This window comes from Arenimonas sp., assembly GCF_035312645.1.
GTDB lineage: Bacteria > Pseudomonadota > Gammaproteobacteria > Xanthomonadales > Xanthomonadaceae > Arenimonas.
The window spans coordinates 16,293-31,530 of record NZ_DATGBO010000075.1 but is presented as its reverse complement, the minus strand read 5'-3'; the positions used below and the strand labels follow the sequence as shown (position 1 = coordinate 31,530).

At 61.4% G+C, this 15,238-nt stretch carries 26 protein-coding genes; all 26 read left to right on the top strand.

Features of this window, described 5'->3' with window-relative positions:
* Window positions 1-685, top strand: a 685-nt coding sequence (gene rplB / locus VKM35_RS07120; protein ID WP_324319831.1) for a 50S ribosomal protein L2, incomplete at its 5' end; no start/stop codon positions are given.
* 6 nt (window positions 686-691) lie between these two features.
* Window positions 692-964: a 30S ribosomal protein S19 gene (gene rpsS, locus VKM35_RS07115; protein ID WP_324319829.1), complete on the top strand. Its 273-nt coding sequence runs from the start codon at window positions 692-694 to the stop codon at window positions 962-964.
* A 12-nt stretch (window positions 965-976) separates the two neighbouring features.
* Window positions 977-1,318 (top strand): 50S ribosomal protein L22, encoded by a 342-nt coding sequence (gene rplV, locus VKM35_RS07110; protein ID WP_324319827.1) that lies wholly within the window; start codon window positions 977-979, stop codon window positions 1,316-1,318.
* Between the two features lie 11 nt (window positions 1,319-1,329).
* Window positions 1,330-2,031, top strand: coding sequence for a 30S ribosomal protein S3 (gene rpsC, locus VKM35_RS07105; protein ID WP_324319825.1), 702 nt, complete (start codon window positions 1,330-1,332; stop codon window positions 2,029-2,031).
* A gap of 6 nt (window positions 2,032-2,037) precedes the next feature.
* Window positions 2,038-2,451 (top strand): 50S ribosomal protein L16, encoded by a 414-nt coding sequence (gene rplP / locus VKM35_RS07100; protein ID WP_324319823.1) that lies wholly within the window; start codon window positions 2,038-2,040, stop codon window positions 2,449-2,451.
* Window positions 2,451-2,636 (top strand): 50S ribosomal protein L29, encoded by a 186-nt coding sequence (gene rpmC, locus VKM35_RS07095; RefSeq protein ID WP_324319820.1) that lies wholly within the window; start codon window positions 2,451-2,453, stop codon window positions 2,634-2,636. The genes rplP and rpmC overlap by 1 nt, the downstream gene beginning before the upstream one ends.
* Before the next feature lie 9 nt (window positions 2,637-2,645).
* A complete protein-coding gene (rpsQ, locus tag VKM35_RS07090) occupies window positions 2,646-2,909 on the top strand; it encodes a 30S ribosomal protein S17 (RefSeq protein ID WP_324319818.1) in 264 nt (87 codons plus the stop codon).
* A 15-nt stretch (window positions 2,910-2,924) separates the two neighbouring features.
* Window positions 2,925-3,293 (top strand): 50S ribosomal protein L14, encoded by a 369-nt coding sequence (rplN, locus tag VKM35_RS07085; protein ID WP_324319815.1) that lies wholly within the window; start codon window positions 2,925-2,927, stop codon window positions 3,291-3,293.
* Window positions 3,294-3,307: 14 nt separating this feature from the next.
* Complete coding sequence (rplX, locus tag VKM35_RS07080) at window positions 3,308-3,622, top strand: 50S ribosomal protein L24 (protein WP_324319813.1); 315 nt, start codon at window positions 3,308-3,310, stop codon at window positions 3,620-3,622.
* Between the two features lie 11 nt (window positions 3,623-3,633).
* Window positions 3,634-4,176: a 50S ribosomal protein L5 gene (rplE, locus tag VKM35_RS07075; RefSeq protein WP_324319811.1), complete on the top strand. Its 543-nt coding sequence runs from the start codon at window positions 3,634-3,636 to the stop codon at window positions 4,174-4,176.
* 16 nt (window positions 4,177-4,192) lie between these two features.
* Window positions 4,193-4,498 (top strand): 30S ribosomal protein S14, encoded by a 306-nt coding sequence (gene rpsN / locus VKM35_RS07070; RefSeq protein WP_324319809.1) that lies wholly within the window; start codon window positions 4,193-4,195, stop codon window positions 4,496-4,498.
* 66 nt (window positions 4,499-4,564) lie between these two features.
* The gene (rpsH, locus tag VKM35_RS07065) at window positions 4,565-4,960 is read left to right on the top strand and encodes a 30S ribosomal protein S8 (protein WP_324319807.1); all 396 of its coding nucleotides are present in this window, start codon (window positions 4,565-4,567) and stop codon (window positions 4,958-4,960) included.
* Between the two features lie 13 nt (window positions 4,961-4,973).
* Entirely contained in the window at window positions 4,974-5,501 is a 528-nt protein-coding gene (gene rplF, locus VKM35_RS07060; protein WP_324319805.1) for a 50S ribosomal protein L6, read from the top strand.
* A 41-nt stretch (window positions 5,502-5,542) separates the two neighbouring features.
* Window positions 5,543-5,896: a 50S ribosomal protein L18 gene (rplR, locus tag VKM35_RS07055; protein WP_324319803.1), complete on the top strand. Its 354-nt coding sequence runs from the start codon at window positions 5,543-5,545 to the stop codon at window positions 5,894-5,896.
* Between the two features lie 133 nt (window positions 5,897-6,029).
* The gene (gene rpsE / locus VKM35_RS07050) at window positions 6,030-6,551 is read left to right on the top strand and encodes a 30S ribosomal protein S5 (RefSeq protein ID WP_324319801.1); all 522 of its coding nucleotides are present in this window, start codon (window positions 6,030-6,032) and stop codon (window positions 6,549-6,551) included.
* The gene (gene rpmD / locus VKM35_RS07045; protein ID WP_022968167.1) at window positions 6,544-6,726 is read left to right on the top strand and encodes a 50S ribosomal protein L30; all 183 of its coding nucleotides are present in this window, start codon (window positions 6,544-6,546) and stop codon (window positions 6,724-6,726) included. Before rpsE ends, rpmD begins: the two co-directional genes overlap by 8 nt.
* A gap of 20 nt (window positions 6,727-6,746) precedes the next feature.
* Entirely contained in the window at window positions 6,747-7,181 is a 435-nt protein-coding gene (gene rplO, locus VKM35_RS07040; RefSeq protein ID WP_324319799.1) for a 50S ribosomal protein L15, read from the top strand.
* 6 nt (window positions 7,182-7,187) lie between these two features.
* Complete coding sequence (gene secY / locus VKM35_RS07035) at window positions 7,188-8,555, top strand: preprotein translocase subunit SecY (protein ID WP_324319797.1); 1,368 nt, start codon at window positions 7,188-7,190, stop codon at window positions 8,553-8,555.
* A 253-nt stretch (window positions 8,556-8,808) separates the two neighbouring features.
* A complete protein-coding gene (rpsM, locus tag VKM35_RS07030; protein ID WP_324319795.1) occupies window positions 8,809-9,165 on the top strand; it encodes a 30S ribosomal protein S13 in 357 nt (118 codons plus the stop codon).
* Between the two features lie 9 nt (window positions 9,166-9,174).
* Window positions 9,175-9,564, top strand: a complete 390-nt coding sequence (gene rpsK, locus VKM35_RS07025; RefSeq protein WP_022968163.1) for a 30S ribosomal protein S11 — start codon at window positions 9,175-9,177, stop codon at window positions 9,562-9,564.
* Between the two features lie 18 nt (window positions 9,565-9,582).
* Window positions 9,583-10,212, top strand: coding sequence for a 30S ribosomal protein S4 (gene rpsD, locus VKM35_RS07020; RefSeq protein ID WP_324319791.1), 630 nt, complete (start codon window positions 9,583-9,585; stop codon window positions 10,210-10,212).
* Window positions 10,213-10,234: 22 nt separating this feature from the next.
* Window positions 10,235-11,230 (top strand): DNA-directed RNA polymerase subunit alpha, encoded by a 996-nt coding sequence (locus VKM35_RS07015; protein ID WP_324319789.1) that lies wholly within the window; start codon window positions 10,235-10,237, stop codon window positions 11,228-11,230.
* Window positions 11,231-11,302: 72 nt separating this feature from the next.
* Window positions 11,303-11,689: a 50S ribosomal protein L17 gene (rplQ, locus tag VKM35_RS07010; protein WP_324319787.1), complete on the top strand. Its 387-nt coding sequence runs from the start codon at window positions 11,303-11,305 to the stop codon at window positions 11,687-11,689.
* A 216-nt stretch (window positions 11,690-11,905) separates the two neighbouring features.
* On the top strand, window positions 11,906-12,421 hold the full coding sequence (locus VKM35_RS07005; protein WP_324319833.1) for a disulfide bond formation protein B: 516 nt from the start codon (window positions 11,906-11,908) through the stop codon (window positions 12,419-12,421).
* 76 nt (window positions 12,422-12,497) lie between these two features.
* Window positions 12,498-13,892 carry a class II 3-deoxy-7-phosphoheptulonate synthase gene (locus VKM35_RS07000; RefSeq protein WP_324319785.1) on the top strand — a complete coding sequence of 465 codons (1,395 nt, stop codon included), beginning with the start codon at window positions 12,498-12,500 and terminating at the stop codon, window positions 13,890-13,892.
* Between the two features lie 56 nt (window positions 13,893-13,948).
* Entirely contained in the window at window positions 13,949-15,085 is a 1,137-nt protein-coding gene (locus VKM35_RS06995) for a hypothetical protein (RefSeq protein WP_324319783.1), read from the top strand.
* Window positions 15,086-15,238: the final 153 nt, after the last annotated feature.

The window sequence follows — 15,238 nt, the reverse complement described above, 5'->3', positions numbered from 1 at the left end:
CATCACCACCCGTCATATCGGTGGCGGTCACAAGCAGGCCTACCGCCTGATCGACTTCAAGCGCGACAAGGAAGGTATCCCGGCGCGCGTCGAGCGCATCGAATACGATCCGAACCGCACCGCGCACATCGCGTTGCTGTGCTATGCCGATGGCGAGCGTCGTTACATCATCGCTCCCAAGGGTCTGGCCCAGGGCGACCAGGTCGTCGCCGGCAAGGACGCGCCGATCAAGACCGGCAACACGCTCCCGCTGCGCAACATGCCGATCGGTTCGACCGTGCATTGCATCGAGATGAAGCCGGGCAAGGGCGCACAGCTGGCTCGCGCCGCTGGTGCCGGTGCACAGCTGATCGCTCGTGACGCCGGTTACGCCACGCTGCGTCTTCGCTCCGGCGAGATGCGCAAGGTGCCGGTTGACTGCCTCGCCACCATTGGCGAAGTCGGCAACGTCGAGCACAACCTCGAGAAACTCGGCAAGGCTGGCGCGAAGCGCTGGCGCGGCATCAAGCCGACCGTTCGTGGCGCTGCCATGAACCCGGTCGACCATCCGCACGGTGGTGGTGAAGCCAAGGCTGGCCAGGGCAATCCGCACCCGGTTTCGCCGTGGGGCACGCCGGCCAAGGGTTACAAGACACGCCACAACAAGCGCACCGAGAAGTTCATCGTGCGCGATCGCAGGGGTTGATAGGTCATGGCACGTTCACTCAAGAAAGGCCCGTTCGTTGATCACCACCTCGTCAAGAAGGTGGAGGCCGCACAGGGCAGCAAGAAGCCGATCAAGACCTGGTCGCGCCGTTCCATGATCCTCCCGGAAATGGTGGGTATCACCATCGCCATCCACAACGGCAAAGTCCATATCCCCGTTCTCGTGAACGAGAATATGGTCGGCCACAAGCTCGGCGAATTTGCCGTCACCCGGACTTTCAAAAGTCATGGTGGCGACAAAAAAGCCGGCGGCAAGTAAGGGGTCTGGACCATGGAAGCTAAAGCCATCCTCCGCACGGTGCGCATCTCGCCGCAGAAAGCCCGCCTGGTCGCCGACCAGGTCCGTGGCCTGCCGGTCGCACGTGCGCTCAACCTGCTCAAGTTCAGCGACAAGAAAGCGGCCGAGATCATCTACAAGGTGGTCTATTCCGCGACGTCGAACGCCGAGAACAACAACGGCGCCGACGTAGACGAGCTCAAGGTCAGCAAGATCACGGTTGACGAAGGCCCGATCCTGAAACGTTTCATGGCCCGCGCCAAAGGCCGCGGAACCCAAATCTTCAAGCGCACCAGCCACATCTCTGTGGTGGTGGGCTCGGGCAAGAAAGGCTAAGGACAAGAACGATGGGTCACAAAGTTCATCCGACCGGTATCCGCCTTGGTATCTCCAAGGACTGGAACTCCAAGTGGTTCGCCAACAAGCGCCAGTACGGCCAGTACCTCGCCGCTGACCTCAAGGTCCGCGAGATGCTGCGCAAGAAACTCGCCCAGGCGGGCATCTCCAAGATCCTGATCGAGCGTCCGTCGAACACCGCTCGCGTGACGATCCACTCCGCCCGTCCGGGTGTGGTGATCGGCAAGCGCGGCGAAGACATCGAGAAGCTGAAGGCCGACGTCTCCAAGCTGATGGGTGTGCCCGTGCACATCAACGTCGCCGAAGTCCGCAAGCCGGAACTCGACGCGCAGCTTGTGGCCGAGTCGATCGCCCAGCAGCTCGAGCGCCGCATCATGTTCCGCCGCGCGATGAAGCGCGCCGTCGGCAACTCGATGCGCCTCGGTGCGCTTGGCATCAAGGTCAACGTCGCTGGCCGCTTGAATGGCGCAGAAATCGCCCGTTCCGAGTGGTATCGCGAAGGTCGTGTGCCGCTGCACACCCTGCGCGCCGACATCGACTACGGCTTCGCCGAAGGCCTCACCACCTACGGCATCATCGGCGTCAAGGTCTGGATCTATAAGGGCGAAATCTTCGATTTCTCCCAGGTCGGCCAGGAAAAAGTCGAAGAACGCAACGAGCGTCCGGCCCGTCCGGCCCGCGACCCGAGGTAAGCAAACATGTTGCAACCGAAACGTACCAAGTATCGCAAGGTCTTCAAGGGTCGCAACGACGGCCTTAGCTGGAGCGGCGCAGCCGTCAGCTTTGGCGAGTACGGCCTGAAGGCGACCCAGCACGGCCAGCTCACCGCGCGCCAGATCGAAGCCGCCCGCCGCACCGTCAGCCGCTACGTCAAGCGCGGCGGCAAGCTGTGGATCCGCGTCTTCCCGGACAAGCCGATCACCAAGAAGCCGATCGAAGTCCGCATGGGCGCCGGCAAGGGCAACGTTGAATATTGGGTGGCGCCGATCCAGCCGGGTCGCGTGCTTTATGAAATCGAGGGCATTCCGGAAGAGACGGCGCGCGAAGCGTTCCGCCTTGCCGCCGCCAAGCTCTCTGTGAAGACCACCTTCGTGGTCCGGACGGTGCGCTAATGGAACTCAAAGAACTGCGTCAGAAGTCGGCGGCCGATCTCAAGGCCCATCTGCTGGACCTGCACAAGGAGCAGTTTTCGCTCCGTATGCAGAAAGCCACCGGGCAGCTGGCCAAGACCCATGACATCAACCGGGTTCGTCGCGAGATCGCTCGCGTCAACACCCTGTTGACCGCTACGAAGTAAGGCCGAGCCATGACCCAGAATGACAACCAGACGCGCACGGTCGAAGGCCGAGTCGTCAGCAACAAGATGGACAAGACCGTGACGGTGCTCGTCGAGCGCCAGGTGAAGCACGCGCTGTACGGCAAGTACATCCGTCGCTCCACCAAGCTGCACGCCCACGACGAAGGCAACACCTGCAACGAAGGTGATCTCGTTCGCGTGTCGGAGTGCCGTCCCCTGTCCAAGACCAAGAACTGGCGCGTCGTGGAAGTCATCACGCGCGCTGGCCAGTAATCAGGAGCCCCGACCATGATCCAGGTACAGAGCTACCTCGACGCCGCTGACAACTCCGGCGCCAAGGAAATGATGTGCATCAAGGTGCTCGGCGGCTCCAAGCGTCGTTACGCGCACATTGGTGATGTCATCAAGGTAACCGTGAAAGACGCGATTCCGCGCGGCAAGGTCAAGAAAGGCGAAGTCTACGACGCCGTTGTTGTCCGTACCCGCTCCGGTGTCCGCCGCGCCGACGGTTCGTTGATCCGTTTCGACGGAAACGCCGCCGTGCTGCTCAACAACAAACTCGAGCCGATCGGTACCCGCATCTTCGGGCCCGTGACCCGCGAGCTGCGTTCCGAGAAGTTCATGAAGATCGTCTCGCTCGCACCCGAAGTGCTCTGAGCGAAGGAAAACATATGAACCGTATTCGTAAGGGTGACCAGGTGATCGTTATCGCCGGTTCCGACAAAGGCAAGAAGGGTGAGGTTGTTCGTGTGGCCGGCGACAAGGTCGTCGTCCAGAACATCAACATCATCAAGCGCCACACCAAGGCGAATCCGCAGGCCGGTCAGGCTGGCGGAATCATCGAGCGTGAAGCGCCGATCCATATCTCCAACGTCATGTTGTTCAACTCTGCTTCCGGCAAGGGTGATCGCGTTGGTTTCAAGGTGCTCGAGGATGGACGCAAAGTGCGTGTGTTCCGCTCGAGCGGTGAGGCGCTGGACGCCTGAGGAATAACGTCATGACGACCCGTTTGGAAAAAATCTACAAAGAGACCGTTGTCCCGAAGCTGATGGAAAAGTTCGGCTACGACAACGTCATGCAGGTTCCGCGCATCAGCAAGATCTCGCTCAACATGGGCGTGGGCGAAGCGGTGGGCAACAAGAAGATCCTGGAAAACGCCGTGGCCGACATGGCCAAGATCGGTGGCCAGAAGCCGGTAACGACCAAGGCTCGCGTCTCGGTTGCCAGCTTCAAGATCCGTGACGGCTGGCCGATCGGCTGCAAGGTCACCCTGCGCCGCGCCAAGATGTACGAGTTCCTTGATCGCCTGATCAGCATCTCGCTGCCGCGCGTGCGCGACTTCCGTGGCGTGTCCGGTCGTTCGTTTGACGGTCGCGGCAACTTCAACATGGGCGTCAAGGAACAGATCATCTTCCCGGAAATCGATTTCGACCAGGTCGATGCGATGCGCGGTATGGATATCGCGATCACGACCACGGCCAAGACCGATGCCGAAGCCAAGGCGCTGCTCGAAGCCTTCAGCTTCCCTTTCCGCAACTGATATCTAGGAATTAATCATGGCTAAGACGTCAATGGTGAACCGCGATATCAAGCGGAAGAAACTGGTCAAGAAGCACGCCACCAAGCGCAACGAGCTGAAGACGATCGTCTCCAGCCCGACCGCTTCGTTCGAAGAGAAGATGGTCGCCGCGACCAAGCTGCAGAAGCTGCCGCGCGATTCCTCCCCGAGCCGCGTGCGCAACCGCTGCGAACTGACGGGCCGCTCGCGCGGCGTGTACGCCAAGTTCGGTCTCGGTCGCAACAAACTGCGCGAAGCCACCATGCGTGGCGATGTGCCCGGCCTCCGCAAGGCCAGCTGGTAACCGTCGAATCCCTCGGGATTCAACGGATATCGGTGCTGCCAAACCTTTCTATACAGGTAAGCAATCATGAGCATGACTGATCCTATCGCCGACATGCTGGTGCGCATCAAAAATGCGCTCGCCGTCGGCAAACCGCAGGTTTCGATGCCTGCCTCCAAGCTGAAGTTCGCCATCGCGGAGCTTCTGCGCAGCGAAGGCTACATCGGCGACATCCGCACCACGGGCGAAGGCGCGCAAGCCAAGCTCGAAATCGCGCTGAAGTATTACGAAGGCCGCCCGGTCATCGAGCGCCTCGAGCGCGTCTCGCGTTCCGGCCTGCGCCAGTACAAGGGCAAGGACGAACTGCCCAAGATCCTCGCTGGTCTCGGCGTGGCCATCATCTCCACCTCGCAGGGTCTGATGACCGATCGCCAGGCCCGCGCTGCGGGTGTGGGCGGCGAAGTCATCTGCCTCGTGGCCTAAGGAGCACGCAACCATGTCCCGCGTAGCCAAGAAACCGATCAACCTCGCCAAGGGCGTTGAGATCAAGGACGTCAACGGCGTTCTCACCGTGAAGGGCCCGAAGGGCTCGTTGAGCCTGCCGAAGCCAAACGGCGTCAGCATGAGCGTCGACAACGGCCTCATCCAGTTCGGCGCCGCCAATGTTGATGACATGAAGATGGCCGGCACCGCCCGCGCGATCCTCGCCAACATGATCGTCGGCGTGTCCGAAGGCTTCACCCGCAAGCTCGAGCTCGTCGGCGTGGGTTACCGCGCCGCGATGCAGGGCAAGGATCTGAATCTGAGCCTGGGCTTTTCGCACCCGGTTCTGTTCGTGACCCCGGAAGGCATCACCCTGACCACCCCGACCCAGACCGAGATCCTTGTCAGCGGTTCCGACAAGCAGCTCGTCGGCGAGGTTGCCGCCAAGATCCGCGCGTATCGCAAACCCGAGCCGTACAAGGGCAAGGGCATCCGCTACTCCGGCGAGAAGATCATCATGAAGGAAGCGAAGAAGGCCTGATCCCGAAGGATCACGCGCTTCCGCTTTCTCGAGGAAAGACCATGGACAAGAACATCGCTCGTCTCCGCCGCGCCAAGACCACCCGTTCGCATATCCGCGATCTGGGCGTGGCGCGCCTGTCGGTGCTGCGCTCCGGCCAGCATATCTACGCCCAGGTGTTTACGGCCGACGGCTCCAAGGTCCTGGCTTCGGCCTCGACCCTGCAGGCCGAAGTCAACGACGGCCTGAAGAGCAAGAAAAACAAGGACGCCGCTTCGCGCGTCGGCCAGCTCATCGCCGAGCGCGCCCGCGCTGCCGGCGTCGAGAAGGTCGCGTTCGATCGCTCCGGCTACCGCTACCACGGCCGCATCAAGGCCTTGGCTGAGGCAGCTCGCGAAGGTGGTCTGCAGTTCTAAGCCGATTCCGGCGCAAGCCGGAATTTCGGTATGCGTTAAGTGGCACAGCTTGAAATGGGATCCCCGTGATCCCATCAGATCCATACAACCATAAGCGGCGAATGCCGTAAGCAATCAATTTTTAGGAACTCACATGAGCAGCAACGAACGCGATCGCAATCGCGGTGAGAGTGACGACGGCTTCATCGAGAAGCTGGTCGCCGTCAACCGCGTCTCCAAGACCGTCAAGGGCGGCCGCCAATTCACCTTCACCGCTTTGACGGTGGTAGGCGACGGCGCCGGCAAGATCGGCTTCGGTTATGGCAAGGCCCGCGAAGTGCCGGTCGCCATCCAGAAGTCGATGGAAAAAGCCCGCAAGGCGATGGTCGATGTCAATCTCAACGAAGGCACGCTTTGGCACCAGGTCAAGGCTGGCCACGGCGCCGCGCGCGTCTTCATGATGCCGGCCTCCGAAGGTACCGGTGTCATCGCCGGTGGTGCCATGCGCGCCGTGCTCGAAGCGGTTGGCGTGAAAAACGTCCTCGCCAAGGCTGTCGGTTCGCGCAACCCGATCAACCTCGTGCGCGCCACGATCAAGGGCCTGAGTGCGATGCAGTCGCCGGCCCACATCGCGGCCAAGCGCGGCAAGAAAGTTGAGGAGATTTTCCATGGCTGATAAGACTGTCAAGGTCCGCCTGGTCAAGGGTCTGCGCGGTTGCCAGGCGCGCCACCGTCTTTCGGTGAAGGCACTGGGCCTGAACAAAATCAACGATGTCCGTGAACTGAAAGATTCCCCGCAGGTTCGTGGCCTCATCAATCAGTTGCACTACCTGGTTCGCGTCGAATCCTGAGCGCGCCGAGGAGAACACAGATGAAACTCAATACTCTCAAGCCGGCTGACGGCGCCCGCAAAGACCGCGTTCGCGTTGGTCGCGGTATCGGTTCCGGCCTCGGCAAGACCGCGGGTCGCGGCCACAAGGGCTCGTTCGCTCGCTCCGGCAAGGGCAAGATCAAGGCCGGTTTCGAAGGCGGCCAGATGCCTATGTACAAGCGTCTGCCCAAGGTCGGTTTCCGCTCCAAGCTCAAGAACGACACCGCCGAAGTGCTGCTCTATCAGATCGAGAAGCTCGAGCTGACCGAGATCGACTTCGCCGCGCTGCGCGCCGCCAAGCTGGTGCCGTCCAACGCCAAGCAGGCGAAGATCGTCAAGAAAGGCGAGCTGACCAAGAAGTTCGTGTTCAAAGGTGTGCTCGTGACTGCCGGTGCCAAGGCAGCTATCGAAGCCGCCGGCGGCAGCGTGGAGTAATACCTCTTGTCCCAAGCAAATTCCGCAGCGAAAGCCCTGGGTGGGCTCGGCAAATACACCGAGCTCCGCCAGCGTCTGGTCTTTGTCCTGCTGGCCCTGATTGTCTACCGCATCGGTAGCTACATCCCGGTCCCGGGCATCAATCCGGAACGTTTGCTTGAGGTCATGAAAAGCCAGGAAGGCACCATCGTCGACATGTTCAACATGTTCTCCGGTGGTGCGCTTCATCGTTTCAGCCTGTTTGCGCTGAACGTGGTGCCATACATCTCTGCGTCCATCATCGTGCAGCTGATGGGGCAGATCTACGGCCCCTGGAAAGCGCTGAGAAACGAAGGCGAGAGCGGCCGTCGCAAGCTGACGCAGTATTCGCGCATGTTCGCGGTGGTGCTTGCGGTGATCCAGTCCGTCGGTATTGCGAGTGCATTGCAGAAGCAGGGCGTGTCCTACGATCAGGGCATCGGTTTCGTGCTGACCGCGACCGTTACGCTGACCACCGGCACCATTTTCCTGATGTGGCTGGGCGAGCAGATCACCGAGCGTGGCATCGGCAACGGCGTTTCCCTGATCATCTTCTCGGGCATCGTCGCCAGCCTGCCAAGCGCTGCCTTCAACCTGCTCTCGCAGGTGCAGAAGGGCGACATCAACGTCATCGTGGTTTTTGTGGTTCTCGTGCTGGTTCTGGCGGTCACGTTCTTCGTGGTCTTCATGGAGCGCGGGCTGCGCAAGATCACCGTAAATTACGCTCGCCGCCAGGGCGGTCGTCAGGGTTACATGAACCAGAGTTCGCACCTGCCGTTGAAATTGAACATGGCCGGCGTGATTCCACCGATCTTTGCTTCCAGCCTCATCATGTTCCCGTCGACGCTGTCGACCTGGTTCAGCACCAACTCCAGTTCCGTTGAAGGCTGGCAGGGCACGCTCTATCGTTCGCTGCAGGCTGTGGCGCAGGCGTTGGCGCCGGCCGAGCCGCTGCATATGCTGCTGTACGGCGTGATGATCATCGGCTTCTCGTTCTTCTACACCGCGCTGGTGTTCAACTCGCAGGAAACTGCCGAGAATCTGAAGAAGTCCGGCGCGCTCATTCCGGGTATCCGTCCGGGCAAGGCGACGGGCGAGTACATCGACCAGGTCATGACCCGTCTGACCCTGATCGGCGCCCTGTACCTGGTGCTGGTCTGCCTGCTGCCGGAGTTCCTCCGCGCCGGGCTCAAGGTTCCGTTCTATTTCGGCGGCACGTCGTTGTTGATCGTGGTCGTCGTGGTCATGGATTTCACTGCCCAGATTCAGGCTCATCTGATGTCGCATCAGTACGAAGGCTTGATGAAAAAGGCCAATTTGAAAGGCGGTTCCCGCGGCGGTCTCGCGCGCGGCTAACGCCATAAAGAAGGGCGGCTCGTGCGGCGGCTTCGCGCGCGGGTAAGCCGGTGTTCTGTCCCTGCGCTGGAGTAGCGCGGGGCTGTTCCGAAGGCCTCAGGGCCGTCGGACAAACACTGGCTTGTCGCCGGAGCATGGGCACACTCCCCATGCCGGGTTTCCGGGTCTTCATGGCCCGGGGACTTCTAAACAACCCGAAGCCCTGTTATAATTCTCGATTCACTGCGCTCACTAAAGTTTTGGAGATCGCCTGATGGCGCGCATCGCGGGTGTCAACCTGCCTGTCCAGAAGCATGTCTGGGTAGGCCTACAGAGTATTTATGGCATCGGCCGCACACGGTCGAAGCTGCTTTGCGAATCGGCCGGGGTCGTCCCGTCCACCAAGATTCGCGACCTTACCGAGCCGCAGGTGGAAAAGCTGCGTTCGGAAGTGGCCAAGTTCGTGGTTGAAGGCGATCTGCGTCGTGAGGTCGGTATTTCGATCAAGCGTCTGATGGACCTCGGCTGCTACCGCGGCCTGCGTCATCGCCGCGGTCTGCCGCTGCGTGGCCAGCGCACCCGCACCAATGCCCGTACCCGTAAGGGTCCGCGCAAAGCCATCAAGAAGTAAGGGCGACCTATGAACAAGCCGGCCGTCAAGGCAAAGAAGAAGATCAAGCGGATCGTCACCGACGGTATCGCCCACGTCCACGCTTCTTTCAACAACACCATCGTGACGATCACCGATCGTCAGGGTAATGCCCTTTCCTGGGCGACTTCGGGTGGCGCGGGTTTCCGCGGTTCCCGCAAGTCCACTCCGTTCGCTGCACAGGTTGCCGCTGAAAAAGCCGGCAAGGCTGCGCTCGACTACGGTGTGAAGACCCTGGAAGTGCGCATCAAAGGTCCGGGTCCGGGCCGCGAGTCCGCCGTGCGTTCGCTGAACGCCGTCGGTTACAAGATCATGAACATCATCGACGTGACCCCGATCCCGCACAACGGGTGCCGGCCGCCGAAAAAGCGCCGCGTCTAAGGGTTAGGAGCACATACCATGGCACGTTATATCGGTCCTACCTGTAAGCTCGCCCGCCGCGAAGGGGCTGACCTCAGCCTCAAGAGCCCGGCGCGCGCGATTGATTCCAAGTGCAAGCTCGAGCAGAAGCCCGGCCAGCACGGTCCTGTGGCCAAGAAGGGCAAGCTGTCCGACTACGCCACCCAGCTTCGCGAGAAGCAGAAGGTCAAGCGCATTTACGGCTTGCTCGAGCGTCAGTTCCGCGGTTATTACGCCAAGGCTGCCCGTCGCAAGGGCAACACCGGCGAGACCTTGCTGCAGATGCTCGAACAGCGTCTCGACAACGTCGTGTACCGCATGGGTTTCGCGGTTACCCGCCCCCAGGCTCGCCAGCTCGTTTCCCACAAGGGCGTGTTGGTCAATGGCAAGTCGGTGAATCTGCCCTCTTACCAGGTCAAGGCGGGCGACAACATCCAGCTTTCCGAACGCGCCCAGAAGCATCTGAACGTGCAGGAAGCCCTGAACCTCTCCCAGCAGATGGATCTGATCCCCGGCTGGTGCGAAGTTGACGCCAAGAAGTTCTCCGGCGTCTTCAAGACGGTTCCGGATCGCGCCGACCTGCCTTCCGACATCAACGAAGCGCTGATCGTCGAGCTGTACTCGAAGTAATTCTTCAGGAGTGTCACTGTCCATGACGGTTTCCGCCCACCAGGTGCTGCGTCCGCGCGGCCCGAATATTGAACGCCTCGGCGCCAATCGCGCCAAAGTCGTGATTGAACCGCTGGAGCGCGGCTACGGCCACACGCTGGGCAACGCCCTGCGTCGTGTGCTGCTGTCCTCGATCCCCGGTTTCGCCATCACGGAAGTCGAAATCGACGGCGTGCTGCACGAATACACCACGGTCGAAGGCCTGCAGGAAGATGTGCTCGAGGTTTTGTTGAACCTCAAGGACGTTGCCATCCGCATGCACAACGCCGAGCAGACCACGCTGACCCTGCAGAAGAAGGGCCCTGGCGTCGTGACCGCCGCTGACATCAAGGTCGATCACAACGTCGAGATCCTCAATCCCGAGCACGTGATCTGCACGCTGACCAAGGACACGGCGCTGAACATGCGCCTGAAGATCGAGCGTGGTTTCGGCTACCAGCCGGCGACCGCGCGCCGTCGTCCGGATGAAGAAACCCGCACCATCGGCCGTTTGATGCTCGACGCCAGCTTCTCGCCGGTCCGTCGCGTCGCCTACGCCGTCGAAGCCGCTCGCGTCGAACAGCGCACCGACCTCGACAAGCTGGTGCTCGACATCGAGACCAACGGCACGATCGACGCCGAAGACGCCATCCGCACCGCCGCTGACATCCTCACGGATCAGCTCTCGGTGTTCGGCGACTTCACCCAGCGCGAACGTGGTCCGGCGAAGTCGGCGGTTGCCGGCGTTGATCCGGTCCTGCTGCGTCCGATCGACGACCTCGAGTTGACCGTTCGTTCGGCCAATTGCCTCAAGGCCGAGAACATCTACTACATCGGCGACCTGATCCAGCGTACCGAGGTCGAGTTGCTCAAGACCCCGAACCTGGGCAAGAAGTCGCTTACCGAAATCAAGGAAGTGCTCGCCCAGCGCGGCCTGTCCCTCGGCATGAAGCTGGAGAACTGGCCACCGGCCGGTCTGCAGCAGGGCATGATGGGCTAAGCCATACGCGGGTTCCTCCGCAAGAGCCCGGCAGTTATTGCCGGGGTTTAAAAAAAGACAGGAAACACGACCATGCGCCACCGTAATTCTGGCCGTAAATTCAGCCGCACCAGCGCCCATCGCGAAGCGATGTTCGTCAACATGGCGGCTTCGCTGATCAAGCACGAACTGATCCGCACCACGCTGCCGAAGGCGAAAGAACTTCGCCGCGTCGCCGAGCCGCTGATCACCATCGGCAAGATCGATGGCGTCGCCAACCGCCGTCTCGCCATGTCGCGCCTGCGTGACAAGGACGCGGTCGGCAAGCTGTTCGTCGAACTCGGCCCGCGTTACAAGGCGCGTCCGGGCGGCTACCTGCGCATCCTCAAGTGCGGCTTCCGTCCGGGCGACAACGCTCCGATGGCCTATGTCGAACTCGTCGATCGCCCGCAGGTTTCGGCCATCGCCACGGCTGAGTAAGCAACGTTTCGCGTATCGATAAAAACCCCGGCCCTGGTCGGGGTTTTTGTTTTTCGGCGGCTGATCACAACGAATTCGTGCCACTCCGTCGAGGATCGGCGAATTTTGCGATCGCCTTGCCAGCCCACTCGTTCAGCCAGCCACGCCACCGCTACCTAAAGCCCGCCTGCTGCGGTATGTTCGGGGCAATATTTCGCGGCTCCCCACGTCATGACAATCAATCCTTTCTCCTGGTCCTTCCGTGCCCAATACATGCTCGGCTCGGCGCTGTGTTTCTCGTTGCTCGGCTATGCGTTGTACGTGCAGTACGGGATGCTGATGTTTCCGTGTCCGCTATGCATCCTGCAGCGCATGGCGTTCATCACGATGGGCATCTTCTTTCTGCTCGGTGCGATCCATCACCCGCGCGAATTCGGTCGCAAGATTTATGCGCTGCTCGTGCTGATCGCCGCTGGCGCGGGCGCTGGCGTGGCGAGCTGGCATCTTTATCTGCAGTCGTTGCCGGCCGATCAGGTGCCGCTGTGCACGGGCATGGGCCTGGACTACATGATCGAAGCTTTCCCGCTGCAGGAAGTGGCCAAGAAAGTGTTCACCGCCTCCGGCGAATGCGCCAAGGTCGACTGGACTTTCCTCGGCCTGTCGATGCCGGGCTGGACGCTGATCTGCTTCATCGTGCTGGCGACTGCCGCACTGTGGGCGGGCTTCCGCAAACGCGGATTCCTTGGGCGCTGATCGTCAGCGTTTCCCGAATATTTGCTCCACGGATCACCGTGCGATGATCAAGAACCGATACACCGGAGCCGTTGCCATGAGCGCCACCGACCGTCCGCTGCAGCCCGCCACCGTGGCCGAAAACTGGACGCCTGGCAGCTGGCGTTCGCGCACGGCCCTGCAGCAGCCGAGCTATCCCGATGCCGCTGCGCTGGCGAGCGTGCAGGACGAGTTGTCGCAGCTGCCGCCGCTGGTGACGTCCTGGGAAATCCTCGCACTGAAAAAGCAGATCGCCGAAGCGCAGGAAGGCAAGCGCTTCGTCCTGCAAGGCGGCGACTGCGCCGAAAGTTTCAGCGATTGCGAGTCAGGGCTGATTTCCAATCGCCTGAAAGTGCTGCTGCAGATGAGCCTGGTGCTGGTGCACGGCCTGCATCTGCCGGTCGTGCGCGTCGGTCGTTTCGCCGGGCAATACGCCAAGCCGCGTTCGACCGACAATGAAAGCAAAGGCGACATCACGCTGCCGAGCTATCGCGGCGATTTCATCAACCAGCCGGAATTCACCGTCGAAGCGCGCACGCCCGACCCGCGTCGCATGGTCAAGGGTCATGCGCGTTCGGCGATGACGATGAACTTCGTGCGCGCGCTGATCGACGGTGGTTTCGCCGACCTGCATCACCCGGAATACTGGGATCTCGATTGGGTCGGGCATTCGCCGCTGTCGGAAGATTATCGACGCATGGTCGCGGCGGTCGCCGATGCCGTGCGCTTCATGGAAACGATTTCCGGCGAGCAGTTGCACAACCTCAACCGCGCCGATTTCTACACCTCGCATGAAGCCTTGTTGCTGCCGTACGAACAGGCATTGACGCGGCAAGTGCCGCGGCAATGGGGCTGGTTCAACCTGTCGACGCATTTCCCGTGGATCGGCATGCGCACCGCCGAACTCGATGGCGCGCACGTGGAATATTTCCGCGGCCTGCGCAATCCGGTCGCGGTGAAAGTCGGGCCATCGGTGACGACGGATCAGTTGCTCAAGCTCACCGATGCATTGAATCCCGAAAACGAACCCGGCCGCCTGACCTTCATCCAGCGCATGGGTGCGGCCAAAGTCGAGGAAAAACTGCCGGCGCTGGTGCAGGCGGTGAAACGCGAAGGCCGGCGCGTGTTGTGGATCTGCGATCCGATGCACGGCAATACCGAGAGCACGTCGAACGTGTTCAAGACGCGGCGCTTCGACAACATCCGCAGCGAGCTCGATCGAAGTTTCGACATCCACGCCGCGCTGGGCTCGCGCCTGGGCGGCGTGCATCTGGAACTCACCGGCGAAAACGTCACCGAGTGCCTGGGTGGTGCGCGCGAGCTCACCGAGACCGATCTCGAGCGCGCGTATCGCTCCACCGTCGATCCGCGCCTGAACTACGAGCAGTCATTGGAAATCGCGATGCTGATCGTGCGCAAGCAGGCGCAGCTGGCGGCACCGGCGCAGGCCTGATGAGCACGCGGCGATTCCTTGCGGTTTCGCTGCCGTGTTTCCTCGCCGCAGCGAATGTGACGGCGCAGGATGTTTCGTCTGTTGCCGATAAGGATGCCCCGCGCGTCGAAGTACCAAACGATGCGCCACGTATCGAAGCGCTAACTTCGCCGGTGACGGTGCGCCTGCGCGGACTTTCCGCCGTCGACGAAAACATCGCTTGGGCCAGCGGCCGCGAAGGCACCGTCATCCGCACGATCGATGCCGGCAAGACCTGGTCGGTGTTCAAGGTGCCGGGCGCGGAGAAACTCGATTTCCGCGACGTCGAAGGATTCAGCGCCGACGAAGCGGTGATCCTGAGCATCGGGCCGGGAGAGGATTCGCGGGTTTATCGCACCAGCGATGGCGGGAGGAGTTGGGTGCTTGCGCTGCAGAACACCAATCCAAACGCATTCTTCGACTGCTTCAGTTTCGATGGGCGCGAAGGCCGGCTTCTTGGTGATCCGATTGACGGAAGATTCGAGGTCCTGCGCACCGCCGATGCGGGAAAGACCTGGATTGCGATGGATGGCCCGGTTGCCGCAGATGGAGAGGCGGCTTTCGCGGCCAGCGGGACCTGCATCCTTCACCGCGGGGCGGTGACGGTTGTCGCATCGGGAGGAAGTGCGGCTCGCGCGCATTGGCTGGTCGAAGGGAAAAATGGTGCGGCTACCCCTCCCGAGGCATGGACTGCGACGGGCAAATCCGAATTTCCCGCTGCGCCATCGGCGGGCTATTTCTCCGTGGCTGCCGGATTGCTCGGAATGGTCATGGCGGGCGGCGACTATACGCACGAGCAGACCGCAGGCATTGCGCAACGTCTGGGTGCTGGACATCTTGACTATGCGATCAATGCGAAGGGCTCCACGCCTGCGCATTGGTCCCGTTCCGGCAACGAGGCGATCTTGGCCCCGGAGAAAAAGAAGCAGGCACTCGCATCCGCGGTTTTTCTGCATCCAGAACAAATGCCGGCGCCGCGGGCCTATCGCTCGGGCGTGGCTTGCAGTATCGACAAACCCCTCTGTGTGTCGGCGGGCCCGAGCGGCGCGGACACATGGGATGGCAATTCATGGAAACCTTTGCAAGGCGAAGGCTACGACAGCGTAGCCAGCGCCGGCCGCGTCTTCTGGTTCAGTGGCGACGGTGGACGGCTTGGGCGGTTGCTGTTGCCGTAAAAGCGGAAATGGATTTCGACTTTCGTCGAGATGAATCGTACGCGCGACAGTTCCGTAGGAGCGGCGTTAGCCGCGATAACTCGATCGACGCACTATGTAAGGCTTGTCGCGACTAACATCGCTCCTACGCAACTCTTGCTTGCGAATTTCGAG